We start from the raw sequence: 26,075 nt of genomic DNA, 5'->3' as shown, positions 1-26,075 counted from the left end.
CTCATTGTAATAAAGAAACAGTTAAAACATTAACTGCAATTAAACCAAATGCCGCTAATACGGATTGAATTGCTGTTATGTTTAATGCGAATTTATAAATATGTGCAGTGATAACAAATTCCCAAACAGATAAGCCTAAACTTAAAAATAAATAGACAATACCAACAAATAAAAATAAAGGATTCCTTAAATGAATAAGCGATAAATAAGGTGCAAGGATCAATAAAGGAGTGACCAATATATGGATAACAATATTGATACAATATAATGAGGTAACGGTTTGTACCAGCCGAGTGGTCAATCCTTTAAAATACAAAATTAGATAAGTATAAATAACATAAGAAATGACCAGGCATATCGAAATAAATGCATTATTTATCATATCTTCGGAAGAGTTAAAATAAGAATAATTCCATTCAACCGTCATCAGTAACGCCAACAAAATGCCGCTCAAAACCATTCGAGTAACGGAATAAGGCGTATTTTCTGGGCTATCTCTTAATAAGCAAATATCCCAATAACGATCAAATATAAGATGTAACATTCAAGTCTTCGTTTTTTTTGTTAATTGTAGCAGAGTGCTTTATAACCCGGATTTTTTTATAACTTTGTAGCTTGGGTACCGTGGAATCATTCCGAGCGCAACAATGGGTGACGCTAAGCTTCCGGGGTCGGCTGCCGTTGCACCCAAGCTACAAAGCTACGGCCTCTCAGTTATGAGCTTCTTTTTTCATTAGCTTCTTTACAATATTAAGTTGCTGTACAACAGGCTCATTCCATGGCCCTGAAATTTTATAACTGTATCCAGAAATTTTTTGCATGCTTTGATTAATAATTTTGTTCGCCACCCAAGCAGCGACACCAGCCACAGGGCCTCCCGCAATCGTCGCGACGACCGGTAAACTTGCAGTTATATGTGGCGATATTTTTAAATTCAGGTCATAAGTATGTTTGACCAAATCAAGGCCTCCTTTCATGCCTGCATAAGCAACTGGGCCATCAAGATAACTGTCTTGTGTACTCATAATTCCTTTACTCACAACAAAGTTACCTTCAAAAATATCAAAACTATATCCTTGATGCGCCAAATCACTAAAATCTAACTGTAAGCGTCGTGGAATAGTCTGTAAGCTTAGGATGCTTAATAACTTACCAAGATCTAATTTTTCTTCAGTTTCCTTGCTTAAATGCGTAATTCTTCCATTTTTAAGTTGTAAATACATATTACCTTTCAGCGAGGCAAGAGAAAATTGATATATACCTTTTTTCCAACCGCCATGAAACTCCATATATCCTTTTTTGGCATGAACAGCAGGCATTACATTCCAACGCTCTAAAGTTTTAGCTAAATTAGTGATGTTCAGTTTTACATCAAGATTGGTCTGATTTATATTCTCTTTTTGAGTCCATTCTCCCTGGGCATTGATCTGATATACTGGAGAATTAATCTGACAATACTCCATTTTCCATTTTTCAGCAGTCGATTGACTTTTCAAAGTTAAATCACCAACTTGTATTTTACCCACAGATAAATTGTCAATGCGTAAATTAAGGTTTGGTATTTGATCCGGATGCAGTTGTGTCGTCTCAGCAAGTTCATCACTTGCGGTATCAATCTTGTCCAAATGCAAATAACGCACATGCCCACTTAATTCATTCGCAAGAGGACGATAGGTTAAGTCAGCTGCAATATTTTTTTGTTGTAAATTAAAAGACCAGTCTTTATTAGGCAATATTTTTGCTTTAACAACCATTTGATTAAACTGTTGCCTCAAAAAATCGAGCTTATCTATGGTTACATTGATAATTCGCAGATTTGACAGCATAGAGGTATTGGTTTTCGCTGCAGGAAATTGATCAAATATGTCTTTCCATTCTTGTAGATCAAATCCTTGTAACCTGCCAACAACAGACAATCCTGGTAAATTCTGATTTACAGCATTTTCGCTACCTAAACGTAATTGGCCTGAATTAAAGGCATAACCTTCCTTCGCGTTTTTAAATAACAAATCAGCACTTAAACGATTATCATAACGACCACGCAAGCGAATTAATTTTTTTGATTTGAGTTCAAGATTTAACTCCAGTGGTGCCTTTGTATCTGATTTTTTACCTAAAGGTGCAGGCAAGTTGACATCTAAGCCCTCCAAAGTACTATTAAAGCTAATGCTGTCCGCTTCAGAAGGTTTATCGCTTAACTTTAATAAAGCATTTGCATTAAAAGAACCTTCCACTAAATCAAACAAAGGTAATTTAAATTGATTCTTCAAGGAATCAACAGAACATTTTCCATTAATAGCAATCGTAGTAGCAGGCTTGGGTAATTTAACCGATTGAATCTTGATGTTCATTGGGTGTCCCAAGATATCAGCAAAAAGGTAACTGTCTGTTACTCCTGCTTCATCAAACATCAACGTACCTGATAAATTTCGTGCAGCAAATTGAGCTAACTCATAATTCACCAGCAGGGTGTTTTTTTTTAATGTCACATTACCTTTCGCAAGTACATCATCATTTTCCGGATATAAAGGGACTTGTACGCTTAATTTGACTAACGCTGTACCTTTCACCGAAAGCATTTTCAAGAGTGATAGCTTTTTCCTTAAAGGAGAAGCCATAACATAATTCATCATTTTTTGTACTGATGCATCAATTGTTCCATTTACCAATAAATTCTCTTTGTTATTCCCTATGCTATCTATACGTAAATGCATATCTTTTGCAGGTACACCATGAAAATTAGCATGGACTATATCAATATTGAGGTTACGATTTTTTAAATGTATGTATCCATCGATCTCTTTTACGACCTGCCATTTGGAGTTAATCGCAATCTCTCCCCCGCTTGCATAACTCTCTATAGAGAATTCGCCTGTATTATTATCAAAAGGGAAATCTTTGGCTAAACCATTGAGTGTTATTTTTCCACTGGCCTCAGCAATACGTTTCACATCATTTTTTAGCCAGAAATATAATTTGGGTTTCATGTATTTTTTAGGCAAAAACACAGTCCATTGCTGCCAGTTTTTACCAGCAAACTCTAGGCCAAGACGAATATGGCCTACAGAGTGGCGAGTCACTTGATCTACAGCACCTTGTAAACTTAATGTGAGCTCTGGCTGATTTATTACAAATCGCTCCATACTAATGCGTAAACCATCACTCAACTCTTTCCACTCAAGAGCACCATTGAGTAATGTCAATGTTTGCTCTGGATAACCTTTTACTTTAATTGATGTATTTTCAGAGTCAAACTCCAAACGCCCCTGGTCAGGTTGCCAATTAATTACACCAGAAAGATTTTTTACTTGGGGTATATTGTCTTTAGCATTCCATCCTAGCTGCTCAAATCGTGTTAAAACATAATTTATTGAATAATCATTAATGGAAAACTTCTCGCCTTTTTGTACTAGATCCATAGAGTTTTGTGCCGTGGCTGAAGAAGTTGTAGATTGTGTCTGTGAGTGCTCGTTTGCAACGGTACCGAAAAATGGAATTGGAGGAATGACTGAAACAGTGTTATTCAATGTAACAAGAATCTGGGTATCCTTTAAGGCTCCCTTTGGTTTCATGTCCAATAAGCCCTGGATACTTTCTGGCCAGTTAATGGCGTTAGACAACAATGATTCAATAATGATTGATTTTACAAATAATAGATAACTTTGTTGCTCCTTATTGTATTTCAGCAATAATTGATTCTCAGGCCATGTTACACCACCGATACGTAATTTGATTGGATCAATATGGAGCTGCCAACCTAAATTATCGGGTTTCCAAGAAAGGTTAGCAAAGAATGATTGAATCAATTGGCTCTGTTGATTATTCAGCAACCGCCAAGCAAGTCGCTTAAATGATACCTGTGCTTGTACTGAAGAAACTGCACCATGATGCATATCGAGCCATAAATCAATATTACCCTTGCCACCTTCTAAATGCTCCGTTGTCTTTGGGAATAGACTTTGCCACTGAGCAGGTACTATATTTTTAGCTGAGAAATAAAATTTTCCTTCAATGTCCTCAAAGTGTTCCGGATCAAAATATCCATCGCCTAAAAGTCGAAAATCAGTGCTATTTGTTTGTTCAAGCCGTGCTTCGCCCTTAAACTTATAATGCCCGCTTCTATTTGCCACAGATATATTTAACACATTAACAGGAATCAATCCTCCATCACTAAAATGGAAATATGCGGTAACATGTTTAATGATCAAATGTTCTTGTTGTGATAGCCAAATCAAAATTTGCTTGGTCTTCTCTGGGGTCATATCGCTGGTATTTAATGAGTCAGTTGCAACACCATCGATAGCCCAGTGATTATCTATTTCTCTCAAATTCAGATGCATATCGTCGATATAGAGAACCCCGGGTTGTATCTGCCAACTCCATAGGGATTTAAATAAATTAATGCCAACTAACAATTTATTGATACGAAAGTTATGTTTTGAATCGTCTCCCAAAGTGACTTGATTCAATTTAAGCATCGGTTGAAACCAATGCCATCCAGTTTCCATGGTTTGAATGGTTACCGGTTGTCCTATTAAAATTGACAGATGATGCTCGACTTCTCCCTTATATTCTTTTGCCCAGGGAGTCAGAGAACGAAAAATGCTGGATAATACAGCCATAAAAATAATCAAGACCGCTAAAAGCATCCAAATTCTTTTTAGTACTTTGTTCACGCTTAGTGTTCGATTACTCATTGGTGTGTTTACTATACCATTGCTTTTGCGCATACTCATCATTTTCTTTTTGCTCAATGCGCTGTAATTTGACTTGTTCGCTCTTATTAACTCGCTCGATCAAAAGGCTGACTCCTTCTTCAGAAATTTTCGCTTGCTTATAATTAAGTTCGGCCTTAGCCTTTACCTTTCCTAAATAAGCCAAATGCCCATTCAATTGTATTAAAGCTGTATCCAAATGGCTAATAAAATCGATGCGGTTGCGTAGTCGGGCAACTATCGTTCCTTGTTCACCAATTTTCTCAACTTGCTTTAGGTAATCCTGACGATAAATCACTAATTGCTCATGTTTTATTTTATTTTGCTTGAATTGCTCTTGCGCTTTTAAGAGTTCTTGATATGCAGCTTGAGTCGCATCCTTTTTAATCTGCAGAAGCTGCTTTAAACGTTCTAATCGTTGGCTCATCCATTAGCTCCAAAAGATGATGCTAAATGGGTTAACATATCTACACTGTCCTTATAATCAAACCGCTCATTAATACCTTGTTCCATATATTCGCGAATTTTATCTCTCGCTTGAATCGCCTTATCAAGATTTGGATCACTTCCTTTGGCATAAGCACCAAGCAATATGAAGTCTTTATTTTTTTCATAAAGCGATAAATTCTTTTTGAATAATAACATATCATCCATTTGTTGCTTAGATACTATAGTTTGCATTACACGACTGATAGACGCTTCCAAATCAATAGCAGGGTATTGTCCTTCTTCAGCAATAGAGCGACTTAATACGATATGTCCATCCAAAATAGCCCGCGCAGAATCAGCGATGGGATCTTGCAAATCATCCCCCTCAGTTAAAACAGTATAAAATGCAGTAATCGAACCACTTCCTAGTTCGCCATTACCGGCACGTTCAACGAGTTTGGGTAGTTCAGCAAAAACTGAGGGCGGATAACCTTTAGTTGCTGGTGCTTCACCTATAGAAAGAGCAATCTCTCTTTGTGCCTGCGCAAAACGAGTTAAAGAGTCCATAAGGAGTAAGACATGTTTGCCTTGATCACGGAAATATTCAGCAATACTTGTAGCAACTTTAGCGCCATGTAATCGCATTAGTGGACTTTCATCTGCAGGAGCGGCGACGACAACCGCACGTTTTAAGCCCTCTGTACCTAAATTTAATTCAATGAACTCTTTGACTTCCCTACCCCGCTCACCAATCAATCCAACAACCACAACATCTGCTTTGGTAAACCGGGTCATCATGCCTAACAAAACAGATTTCCCCACTCCTGAACCTGCAAATAGTCCTATTCGCTGACCACGTCCAACAGTAAGTAGTCCATTAATTGCACGTATTCCTACATCTAAAGGAGTATCAATAACCGCTCTTTTTAAAGGATTAATAGCCGGGCTAATTAAAGGGTACGCTTCATTTAGCTCAAGACGGGCTCCTTCATCTATAAGCGTTCCTGAACCATTTACAATTCGTCCCAATAATTGGCTTCCTACCTCAACTTGTGCAACACGTCCTGTTGGCGTAATAATCATCCCTGGCGCAAGTCCCTGGATCGCACCTATAGACATCAAATACGCCCGTTCATGGCCAAACCCAACTACCTCAGCTTCAATAGTATGTGAGGCATCAATGGTAATAAAACAACGTGCTCCAACAGGTTGATTGAACCCCTTGGCCTCCAGAGTGAGACCTACAGCACGACTTATGCGACCACAATGCAATAATCCTAGTTGCTCTTTTTCACGAATTTCAGGAAGTATTTTAATCAAATGAGGTTCATAAATTTTCATCGATCAATCCTGATCTTTCATAGGTGTAATCAGATTATCTTGAGTTATATGTTTCGCGAATAAGGTCGTTAAACGGGTGTATATTCGACCATCTAATTCACTATACTCACCTTTTAGATAAAAATCACCTCGACTTAATGAAGGATCTGCTACCAAAATTTCCTGTAAGCCGTCTATCCCCTTTTCATTAAACTCACTTTGAACCCAGTTCACATCTTCTGGATGCATGGCAAGCACTTTGTACGCTTTTAAGGAGGGTAGTTCTGATTTGATGGAGTCGAATAAATTTTTTAACTTGTCCGGATGAACAGATAGCTCAACACCGATACAATGTTGGCTTAACCAAATTATAGTTTGAATTATTTCTTGGGTTACTTGTTCATCAAGAAGTTTTACAGGATTTTTTAATATATCAAACCAACGTACAAACTGTTGTCTTTTTTCAGTAATTTCAGCCTGGGCTCGTTGCATCCCTTCTGCATAACCTTTGTCTATCGCTTCATTTTTTAACCGCTCGCATTCAGCAAGAAAGCGCTCTTCCTCATTAATTTCTACTTGTGCTTCTTTATCAATAATCGATTCGTATTCCCAAACACTAAACCCCTGATTATTCCCTTTTTTCTTCAAGTAGGGCTCAAATTCATTCGACATATACTTATCATCCTGAAATCATATTCCATCATAAAAAAGTAGCCTTTTGACCATCATCCCGGCTACAACAACAAATCTCCTATCATAGCACAGTGCTACAACCTAGAGAGCCCTCGCTTCGTTCAAGATGGCGAGGTATTCACACCAGACTACAGCCTATATCATCTCATCGCCACCTTTAGAACCCAGTGCAATTTTGCCATCTTCAGCAAGATTTTTGGCTACGGCGAGAATATCACGTTGTGCACGCTCCACATCAACAACCTTGACCGGTCCTTGTAATTCAATATCCTCACGCAATAAGTCAGCAGCTCGCTTAGACATATTGGAAAATATTTTTTCTTTAGTTGGCTCAGTAGTACCTTTTAATGCCAATTTTAATTGTTCGGGTGTCACATCACGTAATAATGTTTGCATGCTTCGATCATCCATATCTACCAAATTCTCAAAAACAAACATTTTGTCGCGGATTTTTTCGCTTAGATCTTGATCCCAATCTTTAATTTTATTCAGTACCTCTTCTTCCATAGCGCCATCAAAATAGTTAATCACATCTGCAACACTCTTAATTCCTCCTACGGAGGCGCTTTTACTTATCTTCTGTCCACTGAGTTGTTTTTCGATGACTTGCCCAAGCTCTGAAATGGCCTCTGGTTTAACGGTATCGATATTACACATACGCAATAACACTTCCGATCGTTTTTCCATACTAAAATAACGTACTACTTCAGCAGCTTGCTCACTATCCAAATGAATTAATATGGTTGCAATAATTTGCGGGTGTTCGTTACGAATAACATCGGCGATTAAGCGACCATCCAACCATTTTAAGCGATTAAGCCCACTGTCTTTATCAGATACTAAGATCCGGTCAATAAATGGAGTTGCTTTTTCCAATCCTAATGCTTCAATGAGTACAGTACGCAAATAATGCTCTGTATCTACTGTTAAACTTGTCTGCTCTCCAATCGCGTTCGTAAACTCGATCAAAACATTTTCCATTTTCGCCTTAGTTACATTACTGAGTGTCGTCATTGCAACACCAACCTTCTGTACCTGTCTCGGCTCTAGATGTCTTAATACTTCAGCTGCATTTTTTTCACCCATACTTAATAGCAAAATGGCTGCGCGCTCTATTCCATCCATAACTACCCCCGATCAACCCAATTTTTAACAACCTGTGCTACCCTTTTGGGTTCCTTATCAACAACCTGGCGTAATAAATTTAATTGTGACTCATAATCATTTGCATCTTTGATTGAGATTGTCCCATCATAGGTTAAATTACCGAGAGGTTGCTCCTCAGTCGGAACATTACCAACATTTCGATTACTTGCCAACGTCTTAAGCATAGGTCTTAGCACACCAAAAATTAATGCCAAAACAAATAAGGCACCTGCTGCTTGCTTGACTATGGACCAGAAAATATCTTTCTGCCAAAAACGCTCCTCAGGAATAGCTGCTATAGGTTCAGGCTTAACAAAATCAGTATTGATGACGTTCAAACTATCGCCTCGCTGCGCATTTAATCCAATGGCATCAGCAACTAACAATTGGATTTGCTTTATTTCCTTTGGAGTCAACGGGGTTTTAGTCATTTTTTTAGTTTTTTCATCCATCACCGCTCGATTGTCTACCAAAACAGCGACACTAAGTCGTTTAATTGTTCCCGGTTGATTTTTAGTGTGGCTTACTGTTTTATCCAACTCGAAATTTTTAGTACTCTGTGTACGTGAATCAGTGGCTTGATTTGTATCGGATGTAGTTTGCGTTTGTGCTTGTGGCGGTGCATTTTTAGGAGGAGTATTCTTGGGAGCAAGCGCAGGATTATTTTGTGGAATATTGGATAAAGTGCCAGGGACTCCAACTGCTTCATTTGAAGCGCTGCGCTTTTCTTCCATAGATTGTTCACTACGCAAAGAAGGTTGCTCCGGATTAAACAGTTCTTGTGTTTGCTCGTAACTTGTAAAATCAACATCAGCAGAAACTTTTGCTCTAACACGACCATAACCAAGTATTGGCGTTAAGATATCTTGAATCTTTTGCGCATACTGACGTTCTAAATTTTGCCTGTAATCTAAAAAGCGTTCGGTATCTGAAAAAAGAGTTTGCCCGCCACCTTCATTTAATAACTGCCCATCTTGATCAACTACAGTAACACGACTTGCTGATAGGTTTGGAATACTGGATGCAACCAAATTCACAATAGCAGCAATCGTATGCTTTTTAAGTTCTAAACCGGAGTAAACATCAAGAAAAACCGATGCACTCGGCTCATGTGCATCACGAACAAATGCTGACTCACGCGGAATTGCAAGATGCACTCGGGCTGATTTAATATCATTGAATTTACTTATAGTGCGTGCCAACTCCGCTTCCAATGCCTGTTTATAACGTGCATTTTCCATAAATTGACTGCTATTAAATGCGTTGGAGTTGGAAAAAAGTTCATCTGAACCCGCTGGTTCACGAGGTAATCCTTCCATTGCCAATTTGAGGCGTACATGTTGCAGATTCTCTGCAGCCACCATAACCATGCTGTTATTACTGTCAATCTTAAAATCTATACCATTACGTTCGAGTGCAGATACCACTTCGGCTGCGTCACGTGCATTCATTTGTGTGTATAAAGGTACATAATTTGGATCGCGAGACCATAAAACTACTGCTAAACCAATTGCTATGCTTGCTGCTATCCCTATTAACAAGCCTACTTGTCGGGCAATAGATAGATTTGCAAACTTTGCTGCTACTGTTGATGCACTATCAGCCAACGCCATATCAAGCTCCTAATTATACTGGCATATTCATTATATCTTGATATGCTTGTACCACTTTGTTACGAACTCGAACAGTAGCCTCAAGCCCCAAGTTGGACTTTTGGGTTGCTATCATCACTTCCCCTAAACTAATATTAGGATCGCCCATTTCAAAACGGGTTTTTAAAGCGTCGGCGGTTTGGTTTAAATCATTAACTTGGTTTAATGCTTGTTGGAATACTGTACCAAAGGGAGATTGATTCGTCTCTGTTTCTATAACTCCACCCTCGGCCTTAGCAGACATTGTCTTTATCTGGTTTAGCAGGTTTACTGTATTAATATCACTCATATCCCTATTTACCTCTTAATTGTTTGCTTATTGTCCCTTCTATCTACCCAGGCATACACAATCTTTTATACTGTATACCCTTCTTCGCGCATTTTTGCTAGCTTATAACGTAATGTTCGTTCACTCACACCTAATAAAGCAGCTACTTTTTGTCTATTCCCTTCATTCTCCAATAAAGTTTTTTCAATCAATTCAAATTCATGAATTTGCAAATTTTTACTGTGAGCAGCTGGAGTTGTTTCAGGAATCAATGTTGCAGTTAATGACAATTGCAAGTGCTCTGCTTCTATAATGCCTTGCGTTTGTAACACTAATGCTCGTTGAATCACATTATCTAACTCTCTCGCATTTCCTGGCCAAGGATAAGCCAGCATCAGTTTCTGAGCAGCAGGACAAATCACTGGGACCACGGGCTGTTTATGTTGGCAATGTTTACGTATCAAATAATTCGCTAAAGGAATAATATCATTCTTTCGCTCACGTAAGGGGTGCCATTGTAAGGGAAAAACATTCAAACGATAAAACAAATCCTCCCTAAAACGTCCTGCCTTTACTTCATCTTTAAGTTGTCTATTGGTGGTGGCTAATATGCGTACATCTAAGCTAATTGTTTTATTAGCACCAATTCGCTCCACTTCTTTCTCTTGCAAAACACGAAGCAGTTTAGCCTGTAAACTTAAGGGCATTTCACTAACTTCATCCAGAAGCAAAGTCCCACCTTGTGCTTGCTCAAACTTTCCAGGAGTTGATTTATAAGCCCCAGTAAAAGAGCCCTTTTCATAGCCAAATAAAGTAGCCTCCAGCATTTGCTCAGGGATTGCTGCACAATTAATTGCAATGAAAGGCTGCTTTTTACGCGACGAATGATCGTGAATAAAGTGAGCTAAAACCTCTTTACCGGTCCCACTTTCACCACTAATCATCACACCAACATCCGATTGTGCAACTTTTAATGCCATAGTCAGTAAAGCCTGACTTTTAGGATCTTTGGCAATGGGTTCTCCAGTGTCTTCATCAAACTCTACTTTAATGTATTGATTGATTTTTTCAGTTAATACCTGAGCACTGAATGGCTTTTGTAAATAATCTACTGCGCCATGATGAAGCGCATTCACTGCATCTTGTACGGATCCATAAGCCGTCATCAAAATCACAGGCAATCCAAGTCTTCTTTTTTGGATCTCTGCGAGTAACTGATTGCCATCAAGTTCATCCATGCGAATATCCGTTAAAACAACAGATGGGTTATGAATTTCAAGAAGGGCTAGAGCTTCCTTGCCATCTTTAGCGGTAATATATGTATGGCCAGCAATAGTCATTGTTTCAGCCAGCGCTTCCCTTAATACTGGATCATCTTCAACGATTAAAACATGACTCATAAAAAAGTCCTTTTTCTAAGTGTTATAAAAAGGATATCATCCCGAGCGTAACAAAGTGCTTCATGAATTTAAATAGAAGTACTCTGCCATGCTCAGGATGACGACTCAACATATTACGGCAAAAACAAATTAACTTGTGTACCTACTCCTTCTGTAGATTCGAGGCTCACACGACCGCCGTGCGCTTTTACTACTGCATAAACGACTGCCAAACCCAAACCATTACCTTGAGCCTTTGTAGTATAAAAAGGTGAAAACGCTTGGCTCTTCACCTCTTCTGTCATTCCCTTACCATTGTCCTCTACTAATATTTGTATACCTGAATCATCCATAGATGCAAGTGTTAAATTAATTTCTGTTGCATCAGATTGCAATGAATTGATCACCAAGTTTAAAACAGCACCAATTAATGACTCTGAATGAATTAATGACTCACCAGTAAACAACTGATTGTTCACATTGAAAGTTACATTACGAGCCAAAACATAAGGTTGCGCACGTTGTACAAGTAAAGAACACCAATAACTCATATCCATTCTCGTCGGCTCTATTGTTGTGCCTCGTGCAAACAGTAATAAGTCCTGAATTTGCTGCTCAATGCTGGTATGACACTCTTGCAATCGATGAATCCAACTTTGAGTGCGTACATCTAGATCAGGGAGATTATTCAAATGTTCTGTATACAACATTGCCGAAGCCAGGGGTGTCCTAATTTGATGTGCAAGCTGTGCAGTCATGGTACCAATTGAGACTAAACGCTTTTCATTTTCTTTAGCTTTTTCATAATCTCTTGTAGCAGTTATATCCGTTAAACTGACTAATATTCCAGGTAAACTGTCCAAAGTTGCTATAGCTACATGGGCGCGGCGACCATCTGCAAGAGATACTTCATGACCGTCATCTGCGCGAGGAACAAAAGCGCGTAAAATTACATCTAACCATAAGGAATCGAGTAATCCATATCCTAGCATTGCTTCAGCTGGTGGATTTAGCCATACGATACGCCCTTGGGAATTAATAATAACCAAAGCCGTTGGTAAGCTAGATAAAATATCCCACTCAGAAAGAGGTATATGTGGTCTTACAGCACATGTTTGGTAATTAGAATAATGCATACTGGATGAAATTATTATAATTAATAAGAAGACTGTAACAAATTTAAGATAAAATGAAAATATATTTAAAATCATGTAATTAATTATATTAAACTTTGCTCCCTCTTTTTATTGACATTAAATAATAACCATGTTACTCCTATTGATATTAAATTAATCAATAAATGTGATTTTATGACACTAATGCGTCTTAACATGACTATGCACATGCCCAACCTGAACACTGTTTTTCAGGTTGGGCATGCGCTGTCGAATATGGCGCTATAACCTCGCATTCCCAATACCAGTGTTCAGGATATACTCTAAAAAAAAGCGCCCTTGTTACACATTAGAGGGCTTATCTATGAGCATATGCATTTTAAAAGGGGTAAACAACGAGTCTATTGATGAAATCGATTATCCGATCATCAAACAATGCTATCAGGACTTAATTGTTGCATTGGTTATAAAAGGCTTTCCGTTGGAACACATCAAAATTTATTTTGATGATGAGAAACGACAAATTCATTTTGATTACCATCCAGATGAGCTGGATGTTTTAATCACGTATACAAATTTTGATAACAAGCTGCAACTCCATCTAACACAACAGCCTTTTAGTTCAAGCTGGGAAGGCAATCACTATGTGCTTTGGCATCATAAATCAGCAGAAGAATATGTCTCTGAAATTAAATCTTTATGTCAATTATCCGTTGACTTATCACAGCAAAAAAATTATCCCCATAATTGTTGGAGCTTCTCCCAAGCATCACATTCTTATTTATCAGTACCGCAAAGAAAGGAAGCCTTAAAAAAATCATTCAATGAGTTAAAAAATAAAAACGCAACTTCCTTGGGAATTTATCTTTGTGAAATTCATCATCATAAATTTCCCAAAAAATTCCTCGCAGAAAATTTAGAATATTTTAAACAATTAGGTGTAAAAACTTTGTTTTTTGAGTTTCTCCTTTATGATCGTCATCAAAAATTACTTGATGAGTATTTTAATAGCCCCCATGAAGAACTTCCTACTGAATTAGCGGCTTATTTACATTGTAAAGACTTGGCTAGTGATTGTGGCTTTTCCGGTTATACTGCTATTGTAAAGGCAGCCAAAAAAGCAGGTATACGCGTAGTTGCTCTAGACTCTTATCCTGCAATTTTATCTTATATTAAAAGCTTTCAGAGTAAATACTTAGATGGAGATGACCAATTCAGAATTCGTAGCTTCAATGGTTTTGCAGCAAAAATTATTGAAAAAGAAAGTCACGGAGAACCTTATCTGGCTTTCTTAGGTTTTGATCACGGATACATTAGTGGGAGTTCGCGTTATAAAAATATAAAAAGCGTTGCACAATTGTTGCCAAATACTTGCTCTGTCTTCCTAACAGATAACCCAATAACCTATAGAAATTCATACGCACCTTTTTTTAGTCATGACAAACCATTGATGTTTAACTACAGTCGATATCATGAAGCAGGAGCAAATATCGTTGAGTCAAATTGGAATGTGGTGGATTGTAAATTATAAAACGAGATCTGAGCTAACCTGGTTGCTTGCAGCCAGGACTGATAATGAATAGCGCCTCCGGTTGCAAGCACCCAGGCTACATTGCAGATTATGACTTCTGATTCTTTTCATCCAGTGATTTTAAAAAGGCAAGTTTCTCTGCTATTTTTAGTTCCAAACCACGTGGTACGGGTTTATACCATCCAGGATCCTGCATTCCTTCTGGTAAATAATGTTCTCCAGCTGCATACGCATGCGGCTCATCATGAGCATAACGATATTTTTTTCCATATCCTAACTCTTTCATTAAGCGTGTAGGTGCATTGCGCAAATGAACAGGAACTTCTCGCGATTTATCTCGCTTTACAAAATCCATCGCTTGGTTAAAAGCAACATAGCCCGCATTACTTTTTGCAGCGATTGACAAATAAATGACCGCTTGTGCCAATGCGAGTTCTCCTTCAGGAGAACCTAATCGTTCATAAGTCACTGCTGCATCATTTGCAATTTGGGCGGCACGGGGATCAGCTAGGCCAATATCTTCCCAAGCCATTCTCACAATACGTCGCGCCAAATAACGAGGGTCTACTCCCCCATCGAACATACGACAGAGCCAATAAAGTGCAGCATCCGGATTAGAACCACGCACTGACTTATGCAGCGCCGAAATTTGATCGTAAAAATTTTCCCCACTTTTATCAAAACGCCTGACTTGTTCCGCCAGAGCATTCATTACAAATTCTTTAGTCACATGCACATTATTCAATGCAGTACACGCAGCATGCAATTGTTCAAGGCTATTCAATAATCGTCGTGCATCACCATCAGCAAATCCAATGATTATTTCTAGTGCAGCATCATCGAATTGAATAGGAGATAAAACTGCTTGATATGCTTTTTGAAACAATTGTCTCAACTCTTCATCAGTCAAAGATTTTAAAACATAAACCTGAGCACGCGATAACAAAGCGGAATTCACTTCAAAAGAAGGATTTTCTGTTGTAGCCCCTATAAAAGTGACCAAACCTGATTCGGTGTAAGGCAATAGCGCATCTTGTTGGGCTTTGTTAAAACGATGAATTTCATCGATAAACAATATTGTGTGATTACCGTGGGTTAAATTATCCTGAGCTTGCTCAACCGCTGCACGAATATCTTTAACTCCTGAGAAAACTGCAGAAAGTGCAATCCAGTCGCAATCAAATGCATCAGCAGCAATACGGGCAATTGTTGTTTTACCAACTCCTGGTGGCCCCCATAAAATCATCGAATGAAGTTTTTTACTCGCAAAACTAAGTCGCAAAGATTTACCATCACCCAATAAATGACTTTGCCCAATCACTTCATCCAGACTTTTGGGTCTTAAAAGTTCTGCTAGTGGCGTATTGGGCATTGTCTCAAACAAACTCATTGCTGTACCACATCAACCCCTTTTGGCGTTTTGAATTGAAATAAACTGGTTGCCAATTTCGGGTTTAATTTAATTTCTGATAATCGAACGGTAGTCACTTGGCCTAATTGATCGTATAACTCCAACCCAGTGAGATTATTTTGACGAAATACCAGTTTTATACGTTGAAAATTTGCTTTAGATGATTTTGACTTCAGATCAAAGACCAGGTTATTACCTACAGTACTCTGACTCACATTAAAATCTCGGGTTACGGTGTTATCATAACCACTTAAGAATAAAGCAGCCGTCCCCCCCAAACCTTTTCGTTGTGTTTTAACAGTTACTTGCTCTAAGTCTTTATCATAGACCCAAATTTTCTGACCATCAGCAACCATTAATTGCGCCATCGGTTGTGCAGTTTGCCAACGGAATCGACCAGGTCTTTGTAATGCCATGGTTCCTGATGAAGTAGATATTACCCGATGCTTTGCTTTTACTGTTTGCTTGAAAACAGCTGTCATGGAACGAATTCCATTTAATTTAGCCTGCAGTAACACATCAGGGGTTTCACTAAATACAGCTGTAGAAACACTTAAAAGTAATGCGATTAATATTTTTTTCATAATTAATCCTCCGTCACAGATGACACTAAGACATCTCGATAACCACCATCTAGTGGACCTACAATTCCTGTTCGTTCCATTTCTTCAACCATTCGTGCTGCACGGTTGTAGCCTATTTTTAGACGTCGCTGTACAGCAGAAATACTGGCTTTACGTGTTTGAATAACGAACTCTACAGCTTGATCATAAAGAGGATCATCATCCTCGGCAGATTGTCCATCCTCATCAGAACCACCCTCATTTCCATCCCCAGTCAGCTTTAAAATATCATCAATATAATCAGGCGCTCCACGAGCACGCCAATCATCCGCAATGCGATGCACTTCTTTATCATCAACAAAAGCACCATGAACTCGTAAAGGCGCCCCACTTCCCGGTGCCAAATACAGCATGTCTCCATGCCCTAATAATTGTTCAGCACCTTGTTGATCTAATATAGTACGAGAATCAATTTTTGACGAAACTTGGAATGAAATTCGTGTCGGAATATTTGATTTAATTAACCCAGTCAAAACATCTACCGAAGGTCTTTGGGTCGCTAGAATCATATGAATTCCCGCAGCACGTGCCTTTTGAGCGATGCGTGCGATTAACTGCTCTACCTTCTTGCCCACAACCATCATCATATCAGCCAGCTCATCAATGACGACGACAATGTATGGTAATAGTTCCAACTCTGGAGCTGTTTCATCCATTGAATCAACGGGCTTCCATAAAGGATTAACGATGGGTTGACCATTACTGATCCCTTCGGCGATTTTGCTATTAAAACCTGCCAAGTTTCTTACCCCTAAAGCAGCCATCAATTTATAACGACGCTCCATTTCTTCAACACACCAACGCAAAGCACTGGCGGCCTCTTTCATATCGGTAACAACAGGAGTTAATAAATGTGGAATGCCATCATAAACAGATAATTCCAACATCTTAGGGTCAACCATAATTAGGCGTACCTGGTCAGGAGTTGCCTTAAACAAAATACTTAAAATCATGGCATTAATACCAACTGACTTACCAGATCCAGTTGTCCCTGCGACCAATAAATGAGGCATTTTTGCTAAGTCAACAACTACAGGATGGCCAGCAATGTCCACACCCAGAGCCAAAGTAATTGGCGAATGAGCCTGCTGATATACATCGGCCAATAAAACATCCGAAAGTCGAACAACTTCTCGTGAATGATTTGGCAGCTCCAAACCCACTACAGTCTTACCTGGGATTACTTCGACAACACGTACTGAAATTACAGATAACGAACGAGCTAGATCTTTAGCCAAAGCAGTCAGCTTGCTCACTTTGATACCTGCAGCCAATTGTAATTCGAAACGGGTTACTACAGGTCCTGGATGCACTGCTACTACACCCGCTTGGATACCAAAATCGAGTAAGTGTTGCTCTACCTCTCGTGATACATTCTCCAACTCTTGGTGTGTATATCCCCCCATAGGTTTACCCGGCTCACCTTTGTCTAGCAAAGTTAAAGAGGGCAAATCACCTGAGATGCTTACTTTAGGAATACGAATTTCTTTTACTTCTTTAACTGGAACTGGTTTGACAATTTCAGGTTTTATCTCATGAGTAATTAACGCAGGAGGGGCTATACTCACCTCCTGCTCTTTTTCTGCTCTTGACTTAAATAATTTAGGGGCAGGTTTTTCTCGAGGCATTTTGGGGGGGGGTGTAACCTCATTTGACTTAGTTCGCTCAGTAAATGCCTTAATCAAAAAGGCCGTTTTCTGCACTGCTTTAGAAATGTAATTCACTACGAATAGAGTATAATAACCAATCAGCTCGGTCGCCTTTATCCATGACAAACCAGTCAGCCAGGTAGTACCCACCAAAAGCATCGCTAATAAAACTAAGCTTGCGCCATGCAAATTGAGCATTTGGTACCAACCCCCACCAACAGCTTGCCCAATAAATCCTCCGGCGCCATGGATGGAGTCCAATTGATTCATTTCAGCCTCAAGACTTAGTAAGCCACATCCTCCAGCAAACATAAGCATTAAACCAACGGAACGAAGCAGTAAAACACGTTGATCAAGGCTCTTTAAAGCACGTAAATCTTGTAATAACGCCCAGGAGATATAAACAAAAGCCATCGGTACCAAATATGCAAAATATCCAAATACAAAATAAAGTGCATCCGCAATATAAGCACCTACTTGCCCCCCTGAATTCGCAATAATGGCCCCAGCTCTTGAAGCATGTGACAATCCAGGATCGCTGATTTTATAAGTGAATAATGACAAGAGCACAAAAAGAGCACTTGTTAAAATGAGTATAAAACTACCCTCACTAAGCCGCTTTACAACATAGTTAGGCATATGATTTTTAGAACCTCTCGCTTTTTTTCCTGACTGTTGTTTTTCCATAGGTATTTTCATATCTTTGTTTTTGTCATAATATTCGCCATCTTAACACAAAATATTAAAATATTAAGGAAGGCAGAGACAATGAGCTCAAGCAATCATCATCGCTTAATTATATTAGGTTCAGGACCAGCAGGTTACACCGCTGCGGTCTATGCCGCAAGAGCCAATCTTCATCCAGTTTTAATTACTGGAATGCAACCTGGAGGTCAACTAACGACCACCACAGATGTTGATAACTGGCCTGGAGACATTGAGGGGTTACAAGGCCCTGCCCTAATGGAGCGAATGCAAAAACATGCAGAACGCTTTGAAACCCAAATCATTTTTGATCATATTGTTAAAGCGAATTTAAAACAAGCACCATTTACTCTTCACGGTGATACCGAAACTTATACTTGTGATGCGCTGATCATTGCAACAGGCGCTTCTGCACGTTACCTGGGATTGGAATCAGAATCAGCTTATCAAGGTCGAGGCGTTTCTGCCTGTGCCACCTGCGATGGCTTTTTTTACCGTAATAAAGCAGTTTGTGTTATTGGTGGAGGAAATACTGCAGTTGAAGAAGCACTCTATTTATCAAATCTTGCCTCCACTGTGACTTTAGTACATCGACGAGACAGTCTACGCGCAGAGAAAATCCTTCAGGATAAACTGTTTGAAAAAACACGCAATGGCAACATTAAAGTTATATGGAACTCTACTCTGGATGAAGTGATTGGCGATGATAAAAAAGTCACTGGTGCTTTAATTCGCAATGTACAAAATGATACAAAAGAATTATTAGATGTAGATGGCGTATTCATTGCTATTGGACATACACCTAATACCGATTTATTTAAAGACCAGCTTCTCATGAATAATGGTTATATTTCGATTAAATCGGGGCTAGAGGGGATGGCAACCAGCACGTCCATTCCAGGAGTCTTTGCTTGTGGTGATGTGGCTGACCATGTATATCGACAAGCAATTACCTCTGCCGGCTTTGGTTGCATGGCTGCTCTTGATGCAGAACAGTATTTGGATTTGAATTTAGGTAAAGTATAGAAACAACGTATGTAGCCTGGGTGAAGCACAGCGAAACCCAGGTTCTGCCAAGAATAAAATTTATCCCTCGGGTTGCGATGCCGATGACTCTGGAGGTGCTTTTTGTTGGCTAAGCATTTTCAGCATAATATCCTTACCCATAGCCTCAACCATTTTCATAAATAAAGGCGGTTTTTTTTCTTGTAAGCGATGCAAATCAGTATAACGCCAATATAAATAATCTACAGGCTCATGTGCATGGATTGTAGTACTTGCTTTCCCATCTCGAAAATAACTCATCTCACCAATAAAGTGATAGGGACCTAGCTCAAGAATTCCCCCCTCTACTTCAATATAGACCTTCCCTTTAGTAATCAACATTAGGTTTTCTACAGGACTTCCCTTAAGTAGTATTTCTTGATTACTGGAAGTCCCTCGATAACTTAATTTAATCAGACGTACAAAATCACTCGTTTGCATACTTGAAAAAAATAAATCTTTTATTTGTTGCAAATCATAAGGCAAATCTCTAGGGATCATATCTCTTAACAAAATACCAATCTGTACGAAATTAATGACTAATGACGCAATTCCCCAATAAGCAACAGGAGGAACATTAGCTAATGCCCCATAAAGCAAAAACGATAAATCAGATAATACAAATATGGTACGAATAAACAGTACTTTCCTGAAGCACAGACTGAGAAGGATTAAAATATTCCCCAAACTATACAAATAATCCAATTGCTTCCTCCAAATCTTGTTTATAATAATTGTAGAATAGAATAATGCTCTGTGAGAGAAAAAATTCCAGATAAATCTAGGAGATTGTATTGAGTTATAATGAAAACTACTCCTTTCCAAATCCTGAAACTAGTGATAATCAAGGTTTATTATTCATTGGAGGTGATTTAACTCCTCAACGTATACTTCAGGCTTATAGCCAAGGAGTTTTTCCCTGGTACGAACCAGGAACACCTATTCTTTGGTGGTCTCCAAATCCAAGACTTATATTACTCCCTACTGAATTCAATATATCGCATAGTTTGCAAAAGTCATTAAAGAAACCTTTTAAGTTCACGATGGATACTGCATTTAGTCAAGTCATTATGGCATGTGCTACCAACCCTGGCCGAATTAATAATACATGGATAACTCAAGAGATGATTGAGGCATATACTCATTTGCATAGAATGGGTTATGCACATTCTTTCGAAGTGTGGTATGAAAATGAACTTGTTGGAGGCCTGTATGGGCTCAGCTTAGGCCGTGCCTTCTTTGGCGAATCCATGTTCCATAAGATGACCGATGCATCAAAAATTGCTTTTTACTATTTATGTAAAACACTGGCAGAATGGAACTTTGATTTTATCGATTGCCAAATTCCCACACATCATTTGCAAAGTTTGGGTGCTAAGATTATTGAGCGCAGAGAATTTCTTCACATGTTGCACCTGTCATTACAACATCCTACAAAACACGGTTTATGGAACATCTTCTAATATTTCAAATAGCAATAACATTGTACTATTATTATACGATATGAGTCGTACATTATCATTCTAGCCTATTATGATCTGAAGGAATGTTAATGTTTGTATTAAACAAGCCGGAGTATTTCCCTATGGAATCAAAACCAGAGTCAAAGGTTCCTGTTATCTTCAGAAAAATTAAAAACGATCAATTACATGTAGTTTTAGAAAACAACGATGCCAAAAAAAAAGAAACTAAAGCTGTTTTTTTAATTAGAGAAGATGATCATTTTCTAGGATTCATGAAAGTTTCCTACTACTCACAAGAACAGGATATGGTAAAAAATCTCCGATTTGGTTTAACCCACGATGGTTGGAAAATGGTTCCTAAGCCTCCTAAAGAACCTGCCTTGACTGATACACTAGAGGTAAAAGCAAAATATATGCATGACAAAGCCAAATTTGATAAGGAAATACAAAGTTTTGCCGATACAGCAAAAACTCTGTTTGACCAAAAAGCCGCCCCAGAGCAAATTAAGATGTTAAGTCATTACTTAAAAGAAGAAGAACACTTTGATCTGAGAGGACTTATTAGGCCGCATCATACGCAAGCAAGTAAAGAGAAGCACTTTTCGGACTATGTCGGCGATGCATTTATAACAACCATGACACCTAAATATCAATAAAGCATTAGGTTCAAACTTATCTTAATAAATAGTTTCCATAAAATGTCAAGGATCAATGATATAACAGTTAAATTTTGACATGCTTACATTGCCATTTTCTTCATTTTAGTGCAGTATACACGCTATACCCAATAATCATTATAAATTCTGGTACATCACTGAGAGACCTATGGCAAAAGAAGATCATATAGAAATGGCTGGTACCGTTATAGATACCCTACCCAACACCATGTTTCGTGTTGAATTAGAAAATGGACATGTTATCACTGCCCACATTTCTGGTCGTATGCGTAAAAATTACATTAGAATTTTGACTGGTGATAAAGTTAAAGTTGAGCTAACGCCTTATGACTTAACTAAAGGCCGTATCATATTCCGCGATAAAAACTAAGCAACGTCTTATTTAAAAATCTTTTCTTTACAACGTGTGTTTAAGAGAGCAAGCTGTCTTTCAAGCTCCTTTGATAACTGTACATGAAATTGCATAGCCTTCACGAGACAATAAACGAAGGTTGGGCCTTGGCTCAACCTTCGTTTAAATATTAATTTTGTAGTGGTAGTACAACTACCCTACTATAAAGCCTCAAATATTGCAGCAGCTCCCATGCCTGTACCAATACACATGGTTACCATACCATATCGTCCTTTAGTTCTTCTTAAACCATGCAATAAAGTAGCGGTTCTTATCGCTCCTGTAGCACCTAAGGGATGTCCCAGGGCAATAGCGCCACCTAAAGGATTTACCTTGCTTCGAGGTAAATCAAGATCTTTAATCACTGCTAATGCTTGGGCGGCAAAAGCCTCATTTAGCTCTATCCAATCAAGCTGATCTAACGTAATACCTGCTCGCTTTAAGGCAATAGGGATCGCCTTGATGGGACCAATCCCCATAATTTCAGGTGGAACACCAGCTACAGCGTAGCTCAACAATCGTCCGAGCGGTTTTAAATTGTATTGGCGCAAAGCGTGTTCGCTGGCTAGTAAAGCAATGCCAGCTCCATCACTGGTTTGTGAACTATTTCCTGCAGTAACTGTTCCCTTCATGGCAAAAACAGGTTTTAATTTAGAAATGACCTCGTATGAAGTATCTGCCCGTGGTCCTTCATCATCATTGACCCATTTTTTCTTTACTGAAGTTGAGGCATTCGCTAAGTCAGCCTGTCTTATCGTAATTTCCACAGGACTAATTTCCGCTTTAAAGTCACCACGTTGTTGTGCCGCTACAGCTTTTTTATGACTTTCAGCAGCAAACTCATCTTGTTGCTCTCGGGTAATTTCCCAACGTTTTGCAACATTTTCTGCAGTAATCCCCATGCCGTATGCGATCGCAACGTCTTCATTATTAAATATAACAGGGTTTGCTGTGTATTTATTTCCACCTAAAGGTACCATGGACATACTTTCAACACCACCGGCAAGTGCTAAGTGTATATCTCCACAACGTATGGTCTCTGCAGCTGTAGCAATACTTTGTACTCCAGAAGAACAAAAACGATTAATTGTCATTGCTGGAACAGATTGCGGTAAATCAGCAAGTAATGCTGCAATACGTGCCACATTCATACCTTGCTCTGCTTCAGGCATTGCACAACCTATTGCAATATCTCCTATTTCCTGCTGATCCACTGATGGATTGCGCTCCATTAAATTTCTGATCACATGCGCTAATAAATCATCAGGTAAAGTATTCTTAAATACACCACGTGGTGCTTTACCAACAGGAGTACGTAATACGTCAACTATATATACATTAGTCATTTTTTAATCTCCCTTAATTACGTAACGGCTTGCCAGTCTCTAATAAATGACTAATCCGTGCTTGAGTTAATGGTGATGCAGCAAGGGTTATAAAGGCTTCGCGCTCTAATTTGAGCATCCAATGTTCATCAACAAAAGTATTTTGATTGAGATTGCCGCCACAAAGCACTGCCGCCAACTCCGTAGCAATGAAATAATCATGTTGAGAAATAAAACCACCTTCCAACCAATTCACTAAACCAGCTTGTAATCGTGCTTTACCTTCAATTCCAGCGATTTGAAACTGTTTCTTTAAAGGAGGCAGATAATTTTCTGCATGCATCAAATTAATCTTGGCCAAGGCAACATAGAGCACTTCATCAGCATGCATCACATAACTGTCTGTACTGCGTAAATACCCCATCTGCATTGCATCAGCAGCGGAACCTGCAACTTGTGCAGTAGCAATTTGTTGGTAGTAACTCTGAAGTACTGTCATCAAATCGCCTTTAGGAGCCAGATGTGCGGCTCGCATTGCCATTTCTTTGCATCCGCCACCAGCGGGTATCAATCCAACCCCAAACTCAACCAGTCCCGGATAAGCTTCAAAAGCAGCAATTACCGCATCACAATGCATCATTAATTCGCAACCGCCACCGAGAGCACGTCCTCTCAGAGCTGCTACTGTTGGTATAGGACTGTATTTCAAACGTAAAGCCACACGTTGAAATTGGGCAATCATATCGTCCAAAGCTTGCATTTTATTGTCTTTGATTAAATTTAAGACACCTCGTAAATCAGCCCCGGAACAGAAATTGTTCGCGTCTTGTTGATAAATGATCAATCCTCGGCATTGTTTCTCTGCAGTTTCAATCGCAGCTTCCAGTCCATCAAGTACTGATTGCCCAATTGTGTTCGCCTTGCTTTTAAAGCTCACTACAGCGACATCATCTTGTAAATGCCATAAGCGAACACCCTCATTTTCAAAAATTACTGGCGTAGGATGAGCTATTTCTTTAATAACACGGTCAGTAAAAAATTGACGCTTGTAAACAGGCAATTGACTTCGAGGCTGATAAGCACTCATTTGCGGGGAGTATGCACCTTGTTCCGTATAGAAAGCATCGATTTCGAAAAGCCATCCAGGTAATGGTGCTGTGCTCAGTGATGACTTTTCCTTTATAGCCTGGTTAATATACTGTGTCATCTTGGTTAAGTCAGCTAATTGCCATGTTTCAAATGGGCCTTGCATCCAACCAAAACCCCAACGTATCGCCAAATCAACGTCTCGAACATTGTCCGCAATGGCTTCAAGGTGATATGCACAATAATGAAATAAATCTCTGAAGCAGGCAGCCAAAAATTGCGCTTGTTTGTTATCCGAAGTGATCAGCTTTTGCATGCGTACAGCAGGATTAGACTCACCCATAATGGCTTTTAAATCATCATGCACAACAGGTTGTGCTGGCCGATATGTTGTAGATTTAATATCATAAACCTCAATAATCTTGCCATTTTTTCTATAAATACCTTGGCCAGTTTTTTGCCCTAAATGCCCCTCTTTAATAAGAGTAGTAAGCCATTCAGGAAGTTTAAAGCTGTGATACCACGGATCATCTTGCAACTGTTGCTGCATGGTATGGATTACATGTTGCATGGTGTCAAGGCCAACAACATCCATAGTACGAAAAGTTGCTGACTTAGGTCTTCCCAACAATGGGCCGGTTAATGCATCCACTTCGTCCAATCCCATGTCCATAGCAACAGCATGATGCAGGGTTGTTAAAAGTGAAAATACACCTATACGATTACCAATAAAATTAGGTGTATCTTTGGCACGCACGACTCCTTTACCCAAATAACGTGTTAACCAAGTCTCCAAATGATCGACTAATTCCTTATTCGTAGTTTTGGCAGGGATAAGCTCGGCAAGATGCATATAGCGCGGAGGATTAAAGAAGTGAACGCCACAAAAATTTTTCCTATGCACTTCAGGTAAAACGGAGCATAAAGAGTTAATGCTTAAGCCCGATGTGTTACTCACTAAAATAGAGTGTTCTGCTAAAAATGGAGAAATACGCTTGTATAAGTCTTCTTTCCAATCCAGGCGCTCAGCAATTGCTTCGATAACTAAATCGCATGAAGATAAATCAGCGAGGTTTTGTTCGTAGTTACGTGCTTGTAATAACGCCGCAGTTTGGGCTGTTGCAAGCGGAGCAGGTTTTAGCTTACCCAAGTTAGCTATTGCTTTATCGATCAATGCATTTGGGTTTCCTTCTTTGGATGCCAAATCATAGAGTAAGGTTTCAATACCTGCGTTAACACAGTGCGCAGCAATCTGTGCTCCCATAACACCGGCTCCCAGAACTGCAACTTTTTTTATAAAAAAAGGTCCCTGCATTTCTTTTTCCTCGTTAATTAAAAAGTAGCCTGGGTGAAGCGAAGCGTAACCCGGGTTTCTTATTGTGCAAAACAACCCGGGTTACGCTTCGCTTCACCCAGGCTACAATTTAAGGCCTGTTTACATTTCTACCATCTT

The 26,075-nt window shown here is 39.0% G+C and carries 21 protein-coding genes; 5 read left to right on the top strand and 16 right to left on the bottom strand.

Annotated features, from left to right (window positions below; translation table 11 throughout):
• Position 1 precedes the first annotated feature (1 nt).
• The 10 genes from Lste_RS18430 to Lste_RS18385 form a co-directional block, all read right to left on the bottom strand.
• Positions 2–544 (bottom strand): hypothetical protein, encoded by a 543-nt coding sequence (locus Lste_RS18430; protein WP_058512431.1) that lies wholly within the window; start codon positions 542–544, stop codon positions 2–4.
• A gap of 166 nt (positions 545–710) precedes the next feature.
• On the bottom strand, positions 711–4,730 hold the full coding sequence (locus Lste_RS18425) for a YhdP family protein (protein ID WP_272947128.1): 4,020 nt from the start codon (positions 4,728–4,730) through the stop codon (positions 711–713).
• Complete coding sequence (fliJ, locus tag Lste_RS18420; protein WP_058512429.1) at positions 4,690–5,142, bottom strand: flagellar export protein FliJ; 453 nt, start codon at positions 5,140–5,142, stop codon at positions 4,690–4,692. The genes Lste_RS18425 and fliJ overlap by 41 nt, the downstream gene beginning before the upstream one ends.
• A complete protein-coding gene (gene fliI, locus Lste_RS18415; protein ID WP_058512428.1) occupies positions 5,139–6,485 on the bottom strand; it encodes a flagellar protein export ATPase FliI in 1,347 nt (448 codons plus the stop codon). Before fliI ends, fliJ begins: the two co-directional genes overlap by 4 nt.
• Positions 6,486–6,488: 3 nt before the next feature.
• Positions 6,489–7,136 (bottom strand): flagellar assembly protein FliH, encoded by a 648-nt coding sequence (locus Lste_RS18410; RefSeq protein WP_058512427.1) that lies wholly within the window; start codon positions 7,134–7,136, stop codon positions 6,489–6,491.
• Between the two features lie 156 nt (positions 7,137–7,292).
• The gene (gene fliG, locus Lste_RS18405) at positions 7,293–8,282 is read right to left on the bottom strand and encodes a flagellar motor switch protein FliG (protein WP_058512426.1); all 990 of its coding nucleotides are present in this window, start codon (positions 8,280–8,282) and stop codon (positions 7,293–7,295) included.
• 2 nt (positions 8,283–8,284) lie between these two features.
• Positions 8,285–9,916, bottom strand: a complete 1,632-nt coding sequence (gene fliF / locus Lste_RS18400) for a flagellar basal-body MS-ring/collar protein FliF (RefSeq protein ID WP_058512425.1) — start codon at positions 9,914–9,916, stop codon at positions 8,285–8,287.
• 13 nt (positions 9,917–9,929) lie between these two features.
• Entirely contained in the window at positions 9,930–10,244 is a 315-nt protein-coding gene (gene fliE / locus Lste_RS18395; RefSeq protein WP_058512424.1) for a flagellar hook-basal body complex protein FliE, read from the bottom strand.
• Between the two features lie 65 nt (positions 10,245–10,309).
• Positions 10,310–11,623, bottom strand: coding sequence for a sigma-54-dependent transcriptional regulator (locus Lste_RS18390; protein ID WP_058512423.1), 1,314 nt, complete (start codon positions 11,621–11,623; stop codon positions 10,310–10,312).
• Between the two features lie 113 nt (positions 11,624–11,736).
• On the bottom strand, positions 11,737–12,738 hold the full coding sequence (locus Lste_RS18385; protein WP_058512492.1) for a sensor histidine kinase: 1,002 nt from the start codon (positions 12,736–12,738) through the stop codon (positions 11,737–11,739).
• 343 nt (positions 12,739–13,081) lie between these two features.
• Between Lste_RS18385 and Lste_RS18380 the strand changes: the two genes are divergently transcribed.
• The gene (locus tag Lste_RS18380; protein ID WP_058512422.1) at positions 13,082–14,248 is read left to right on the top strand and encodes a TraB/GumN family protein; all 1,167 of its coding nucleotides are present in this window, start codon (positions 13,082–13,084) and stop codon (positions 14,246–14,248) included.
• Positions 14,249–14,336: 88 nt separating this feature from the next.
• On the opposite strand, the gene Lste_RS18375 is transcribed toward Lste_RS18380, so the two are convergent.
• The 3 genes from Lste_RS18375 to Lste_RS18365 are packed head-to-tail and all read right to left on the bottom strand — an operon-like array spanning position 14,337 to position 18,618.
• Positions 14,337–15,638 carry a replication-associated recombination protein A gene (locus Lste_RS18375; RefSeq protein ID WP_058512421.1) on the bottom strand — a complete coding sequence of 434 codons (1,302 nt, stop codon included), beginning with the start codon at positions 15,636–15,638 and terminating at the stop codon, positions 14,337–14,339.
• Positions 15,635–16,243 (bottom strand): outer membrane lipoprotein periplasmic chaperone LolA, encoded by a 609-nt coding sequence (lolA, locus tag Lste_RS18370; RefSeq protein ID WP_058512420.1) that lies wholly within the window; start codon positions 16,241–16,243, stop codon positions 15,635–15,637. Before lolA ends, Lste_RS18375 begins: the two co-directional genes overlap by 4 nt.
• Before the next feature lie 2 nt (positions 16,244–16,245).
• The gene (locus Lste_RS18365) at positions 16,246–18,618 is read right to left on the bottom strand and encodes a DNA translocase FtsK (protein ID WP_058512419.1); all 2,373 of its coding nucleotides are present in this window, start codon (positions 18,616–18,618) and stop codon (positions 16,246–16,248) included.
• A gap of 81 nt (positions 18,619–18,699) precedes the next feature.
• Here Lste_RS18365 and trxB point away from each other — a divergent pair, with 81 nt between their 5' ends.
• Entirely contained in the window at positions 18,700–19,662 is a 963-nt protein-coding gene (gene trxB / locus Lste_RS18360) for a thioredoxin-disulfide reductase (protein WP_058512418.1), read from the top strand.
• Between the two features lie 60 nt (positions 19,663–19,722).
• On the opposite strand, the gene Lste_RS18355 is transcribed toward trxB, so the two are convergent.
• Positions 19,723–20,385 (bottom strand): cyclic nucleotide-binding domain-containing protein, encoded by a 663-nt coding sequence (locus Lste_RS18355; protein ID WP_058512417.1) that lies wholly within the window; start codon positions 20,383–20,385, stop codon positions 19,723–19,725.
• Positions 20,386–20,474: 89 nt separating this feature from the next.
• Between Lste_RS18355 and aat the strand changes: the two genes are divergently transcribed.
• From aat to infA, 3 genes are all read left to right on the top strand, one after another.
• A complete protein-coding gene (gene aat, locus Lste_RS18350) occupies positions 20,475–21,143 on the top strand; it encodes a leucyl/phenylalanyl-tRNA--protein transferase (RefSeq protein ID WP_058512416.1) in 669 nt (222 codons plus the stop codon).
• A gap of 89 nt (positions 21,144–21,232) precedes the next feature.
• The gene (locus Lste_RS18345) at positions 21,233–21,799 is read left to right on the top strand and encodes a hypothetical protein (RefSeq protein ID WP_237760528.1); all 567 of its coding nucleotides are present in this window, start codon (positions 21,233–21,235) and stop codon (positions 21,797–21,799) included.
• A 169-nt stretch (positions 21,800–21,968) separates the two neighbouring features.
• A complete protein-coding gene (infA, locus tag Lste_RS18340) occupies positions 21,969–22,190 on the top strand; it encodes a translation initiation factor IF-1 (RefSeq protein ID WP_019233117.1) in 222 nt (73 codons plus the stop codon).
• A 182-nt stretch (positions 22,191–22,372) separates the two neighbouring features.
• On the opposite strand, the gene Lste_RS18335 is transcribed toward infA, so the two are convergent.
• Together Lste_RS18335 and Lste_RS18330 are read right to left on the bottom strand one after the other, a co-directional pair.
• The gene (locus tag Lste_RS18335; protein ID WP_058512415.1) at positions 22,373–23,557 is read right to left on the bottom strand and encodes an acetyl-CoA C-acyltransferase; all 1,185 of its coding nucleotides are present in this window, start codon (positions 23,555–23,557) and stop codon (positions 22,373–22,375) included.
• A 13-nt stretch (positions 23,558–23,570) separates the two neighbouring features.
• Entirely contained in the window at positions 23,571–25,937 is a 2,367-nt protein-coding gene (locus Lste_RS18330; RefSeq protein ID WP_058512414.1) for a 3-hydroxyacyl-CoA dehydrogenase/enoyl-CoA hydratase family protein, read from the bottom strand.
• Positions 25,938–26,075: the final 138 nt, after the last annotated feature.

Source organism: Legionella steelei, assembly GCF_001468005.1.
In the GTDB taxonomy this organism is placed as follows: Bacteria; Pseudomonadota; Gammaproteobacteria; order Legionellales; family Legionellaceae; genus Legionella; species Legionella steelei.
Note: the sequence above shows the minus strand (reverse complement) of the source record. Positions and strands in the feature narration are given on the sequence as shown.